The sequence below is a fragment of the Microbacterium sp. BF1 genome (genome assembly GCF_019279095.1).
Taxonomy (GTDB): Bacteria; Actinomycetota; Actinomycetes; order Actinomycetales; family Microbacteriaceae; genus Microbacterium; species Microbacterium maritypicum.
Window position 1 is genome coordinate 1 of sequence record NZ_JAGYWT010000173.1, and the last position, 4,992, is coordinate 4,992.

The 4,992-nt window shown below is 69.1% G+C and carries 5 protein-coding genes and 2 pseudogenes; 3 read left to right on the forward strand and 4 right to left on the reverse strand.

The window, feature by feature from the left end; all coding sequences use genetic code 11:
- Positions 1–36 precede the first annotated feature (36 nt).
- The 3 genes and pseudogenes from KZA10_RS07930 to KZA10_RS07940 form a co-directional block, all read left to right on the forward strand.
- A pseudogene (locus KZA10_RS07930) lies at positions 37–648 on the forward strand (SDR family oxidoreductase); the annotation flags it as partial.
- 2 nt (positions 649–650) lie between these two features.
- Complete coding sequence (locus KZA10_RS07935) at positions 651–1,364, forward strand: uracil-DNA glycosylase (protein WP_218682594.1); 714 nt, start codon at positions 651–653, stop codon at positions 1,362–1,364.
- A gap of 4 nt (positions 1,365–1,368) precedes the next feature.
- Positions 1,369–1,986 carry a GNAT family N-acetyltransferase gene (locus KZA10_RS07940; protein ID WP_055872930.1) on the forward strand — a complete coding sequence of 206 codons (618 nt, stop codon included), beginning with the start codon at positions 1,369–1,371 and terminating at the stop codon, positions 1,984–1,986.
- Between the two features lie 30 nt (positions 1,987–2,016).
- On the opposite strand, the gene KZA10_RS07945 is transcribed toward KZA10_RS07940, so the two are convergent.
- The 4 genes and pseudogenes from KZA10_RS07945 to KZA10_RS07960 all read right to left on the reverse strand — a co-directional run bounded on the left by KZA10_RS07945 (position 2,017) and on the right by KZA10_RS07960 (position 4,869).
- Positions 2,017–2,814, reverse strand: a complete 798-nt coding sequence (locus KZA10_RS07945) for an ABC transporter ATP-binding protein (RefSeq protein WP_218682595.1) — start codon at positions 2,812–2,814, stop codon at positions 2,017–2,019.
- Positions 2,814–3,602 (reverse strand): ABC transporter ATP-binding protein, encoded by a 789-nt coding sequence (locus KZA10_RS07950; protein ID WP_218682596.1) that lies wholly within the window; start codon positions 3,600–3,602, stop codon positions 2,814–2,816. The genes KZA10_RS07945 and KZA10_RS07950 overlap by 1 nt, the downstream gene beginning before the upstream one ends.
- A pseudogene (locus tag KZA10_RS07955) lies at positions 3,599–4,087 on the reverse strand (ABC transporter permease); the annotation flags it as partial. The gene KZA10_RS07950 and the pseudogene KZA10_RS07955, both read right to left, overlap by 4 nt.
- Entirely contained in the window at positions 4,084–4,869 is a 786-nt protein-coding gene (locus KZA10_RS07960) for a glycoside hydrolase family 2 TIM barrel-domain containing protein (RefSeq protein ID WP_218682597.1), read from the reverse strand. The pseudogene KZA10_RS07955 and the gene KZA10_RS07960, both read right to left, overlap by 4 nt.
- Positions 4,870–4,992: the final 123 nt, after the last annotated feature.

The following is a 4,992-nucleotide window of genomic DNA, read 5'->3' on the forward strand; positions in this document are numbered from 1 at the left end:
GCTCCAGCGTAGGGCGGAGCCGTCTCAGTCGCAGGCGATCCCGTCACCGTCGCGGTCGAGGTCGTACAAGTCTGGTCCGACCACCTGCTCGCCCTATTGCAGAGGTTCGGCCGCTGCCAGAACGAACTCGACCGAGGCGTCCTCGATGCGGTCGAGGATTGGCAGTGGATGTTCGACGCCAACGTCCTGGCCAGTCAGCGCCTCGTCGCCGGTCTGCTTCCGCTGCTGCGCCGCGCGGCCGCCGCCGACGGCCATGCCGACACGATCTTCGTCACCTCCACTGCCGCGCAGAACGCGTATGCCGGGGGCGCGGGCTACAACGCCGCGAAGGCCGCCGAGGGGATGCTGGTGAAGGTCCTGCGTCAGGAACTCAACGGCGAGCCGATCCGTGTGGTCGAGGTGGCGCCGGGAATGGTGCACACCGAGGAGTTCACGCTCAACCGACTGGGTGGCGACTCCGTCGCGGCCGAAGCCGTGTACGCGGGCGTGGATGCCCCGCTCCTGGCCGACGACGTCGCCGATGTGATCGCCTATGCGCTGGAGTCTCCGGGCCACGTGAACCTCGATCTGATCACGATGCGTCCGGTCGCGCAGTCGGCACAGCATCTGCTCGCCCGGGGTCCGCTGCGCGTGCGGTCCATCGACTGACGATGGCGCAGACCCTGGCAGAGCTCGCCACGGACGGTCGGATCGACGCCGGCTGGGCGGACGCACTGGCCCCGGTCCAGGACACGATCACCTCTCTGGGGGAACGCCTTCGCTCCGAGCAGGAGGCGGGCCACGGCTACCTGCCCTCCGGCGAGAACGTGCTCATGGCCTTCCGTCGTCCTCTCTCGGACGTGCGCGTGCTGATCACCGGGCAGGATCCGTATCCCACTCCCGGGCATCCCATCGGGCTGTCGTTCGCCGTCGACCGTGACGTGCGTCCGCTTCCGCGCAGCCTCTCGAACATCTACAAGGAGCGCGAGAGCGACCTGGGCATCCCGCCGGCACCACACGGAGACCTCACCGCCTGGAGCGAACAGGGCGTCCTCCTGCTGAACCGCGTGCTCACGGTGCGCCCGGGCGTCGCCGCCTCGCACCGCGGCTGGGGGTGGGAGAAGGTCACCGAGCTCGCGATCCGCGCGCTCGTGGCCCGTGATCAGCCCCTCGTCGCGATCCTGTGGGGCAAGGATGCGGCCAACCTGCACCCACTCCTGGGCGAGACGCCGGTGATCGTATCGGCGCATCCGTCTCCGCTCTCGGCCCGTCGCGGCTTCTTCGGTTCCCGCCCGTTCTCGCGCGCGAACGCGCTGCTCGAGGAGCAGGGAGCCGATCCGGTCGACTGGAGAGTGGAAGGCGAAGCCGGTCCGTCTCTAAGCTGAGCGCATGCAGTTCGAGCCGGGGGACCGTCGCCGCGTTCTGCCGCGCCATCTTCGGCCCGCACCTGCCCCAGAGGTCTTCTCCTACACGATCCGTGCTGCCCGGCCCGCAGACCTCCCTCACGTGCGGGAGATCTACAACCACTTCGTGAGCAACTCGGCCGTGACGCTCGACGAGCGGCGCAGCAGCATCCCCTACTGGCGGGACAAGTACGCGCTGCTGACCAGGCTGCAGCTGCCGTTCCTCGTCGCGGTGTCGCCGGGCGGTGAGGTGTTGGGCTACGCGCTCGCGCAGCCCTGGGCGGGCAAGAACGCCTACAAGTACACGGTCGAGGATTCGATCTACCTCGGTCCCGGCGCCGGGGGCAAGGGTCTGGGGGCAGCATTGCTGCAGGCGCTCATCGACGCCTGCGAGCAGATCGGGCTGCGCGAGATGGTCGCGGTCATCAGCGACCACGGCGCCGAGGCGTCGATCCGGTTGCACGAGAAGCTCGGCTTCATCGAGGCCGGACGGATGGGGCGCGTCGGATACAAGTTCGGCCGCGACCTCGGCACCGTCTACATGCGCCGAGTGCTCAAGCCCACAGGACGGCGACGGGGGAGTCTGTTCGGCGCGCGGCGCTGACCGTCGGCGTCCGCTCGAACCGGCGTCGGATCACCGCCCGGGAGAGCCGGGGATCACGGGGATCGCCGCGAGGAGCTTCTTCGTGTAGTCCTGTTCCGGGTGCAGGAGCACGTCCGTCGTGGAGCCGCGTTCGACGATCCGCCCGTCTTTCATCACGACGACCGTGTCGCACAGGTTCTGCACGACGCCGATGTCGTGCGAGACGAGCACGAGGGTCAGATCGCTCGTCCGTCGCAGCTCGATCAGCAGGTCGAGGATCTGCGCACGCACCGTCACGTCGAGCGCCGACAGCGGTTCGTCGCCCACCAGGATCCGCGGGCGATGCACGATCGCCCGCGCGAGGGCGATCCGCTGCCGCTGCCCGCCCGAGAACTCGTGCGGGTAGCGGTCGCCCATCTCCGGTTCCAGACCCACCTGCGCGAGCACCTCGCGGACCCGCGCACGGTGGTCGCCCTCGACGCCGAGTGCCCAGAGCGGTTCTCGGACGATCTGACCGGCCGTCATGCGGGGATCGAGCGACGCGTAGGGGTCTTGGAACACCAGCCCGGTCTCCCGGCGCAGCCAGTGCAGAGACTTCGCCGAGGCTGTGGCGTCCACCGCGCGGCCGTCGATGCGGACGGTGCCGGAGGTCGCTCGGTCGAGCCCCAGGAGCAGTCTCACCAGGGTGGACTTTCCCGATCCGGACTCGCCGATGATGCCGACGGATGATCCTTCGACGACATCGAGGTCGGTGGGGGCCAGGGCGGTCTGGGTCCGAGTGCGCTCGAAGGCGGAGCGCTTCGGGACGAAGAAGTCCCGTCCGAGTCCGCGAGCTTCGATCAGGTTCATCAGGCGTCCCCGTCCGGTCGCCACAGCGTCGCCGTCGCATCTCGCAGCAGTCCCTGGGTGACCGGGGACGCAGGGGTCGACAGGAGGGTCGAGACCGGAGCGGCCTCGACGACCCGCCCGTGTTCGAGCACGACGCCGTCGGTCGCGACCTGGGCGAGCACGGCGAGGTCGTGGGTGATGAAGACGAGGGACATCCCCTCGTCGGCGACGAGGGACAGCAGCAGGGAGAGGATCTCGGCCTGGATCGTGACGTCGAGCGCGGTCGTCGGCTCGTCGGCGATGAGCAGGCGTGGGCGACAGGCCAGCGCCATCGCGATGGCGACGCGTTGCCTCTGGCCGCCGGAGAGCTGATGGGGGTAGCGGTCGACGATCGACTCGGGATCGGGAAGCCGGACGCGGGCGGCCTCGACGATCGCCCGCTCCCTGGCCTCGCGGCGGCCCAGTCCCTGATGGATGCGGATCGACTCCGCGATCTGCCGACCGACCGTCCTGATGGGGTTCAGAGCGGTGCGCGGTTCTTGGAACACGATGCCGATGTCGTCGCCGCGCAGACGGGCGAGCTCGCGATCGGGTATCCCGATCAACTCGGTGCCGTCCCAGCGGATGCTGCCGCTCGCGGTCGCGCCGTCGGGGAGCAGGCCCAGCACCGCGAGGGCGGTGAGCGACTTGCCGGAGCCGGATTCGCCGATCAGACCGAGTCGAGCGCCGTCCGGCACGTCGAAGGAGACGCCGTCGACCACCGTTCGTCCGTCGATCTCGATCACGAGGTCGTGCACCGACAGGCTCATGCGACCACCCCCGGGGTGTGGATCTCGGCGGTGCGATGCCGCAGGGTGGGATCGGTCGCCTCGCGCAGGCCGTCGCCCAGCAGGTTGAGGGCGAGCACGGTGATCGTGATCGTGAGTCCTGGCCAGATGACCGAGAGCGGATGCACCCCGATGTACCGCTGGAGATCGGCGAGCAGCAGGCCCCAGCTCGGCTCGACCACGGAAGCGCCGAAGCCCAGGTAGGACAGCCCGGCCTCGGCGAGGACGGCGACGGCCATAGACCACGACAGCTGCACGATGAAGACCGGCGCCACGTTCGGAAGCAGGTGGCGCACGAGGCTCTGGGAGGGAGTGAGTCCTGCGGCTCGCGCGGCCAGGACGAAGTCGCTCTGTTGCACGCGGCGCAGCTCCGGCCGGGTGACCCTCGCGATGTTCACGCCGAATCCGATGCCCACCGCCCAGATCACGACCCAGAGCGAGCCACCCCAGACGGAGGAGATCATCAGCCGTTGCCGCTGAAGTCCTGATCGTGCGGCGCCTCGCCGTTGTCGCCGCCGTAGCCGAAGAACTCCCGGCCGTAGCGGTCGCGCATCAGGATCGCCTGATCGGCGAAGTCCCAGATGAAGCCGCCCTGGAACAGCTCGTCGCGGTGGGCCAGTTCGACGTACTCGTCGACCGCGCCGAAGGAGTTGCCCATCGCGTGCGCGTATTCGCACACGATGAACGGCTTGTCGCGGTGCGTGCGCAGGTACTCCTCGATGCCGGCGGCCGGGGTGTACATCTGGCTCGCGATGTCGGTGGTCTGCGGGTGGCGGGGGTCCCAGTGCACGCCCTCGTAGTGCACCGGCCGGTCGTCGGCCGATCGGAACCAGTCGGCCACATCGCGCAGCACGCTGCCGCCGAAGGACTCGTTGCCGCACGACCAGATCACCACGCTGGGGTGGTTCTTGTCGCGCTCGAGCATGCTGCGCGCGCGGTCGAGGGCGGCCTCGCGCCACTGGTCGTGATCGCCGGGGATCGCGGTGTCCAGCGGCTCGTCGAAGTGGTTGATGCGCGCCCAGCGGCCGTGCGTCTCGAGGTTCATCTCGTCGATCACCAGCAGGCCGTATTCGTCGGCGAGCGCGTAGAACGCCGAGTCGTTGGGGTAATGGCTGGTGCGCACCGCGTTGACGTTGTGCGCCTTCAGCATCCGGATGTCGGACTCGGTGAGCTCTCGCGACGGGACCCGTCCGTTCAGCCCGAATTCGTGCCGGTTGATGCCGTTGAAGACGACCCGCGCGCCGTGCATCACCGTGATCCTCGCGGTCGTCGTGCTCGGCGCCACCCTGGCCGCTGCGCCGCTGATGAAGGTCAACTTCCTCGGCGACTCCGGTCAGAACACCATGACCATCACGCAGGACCTCGGCCCGTC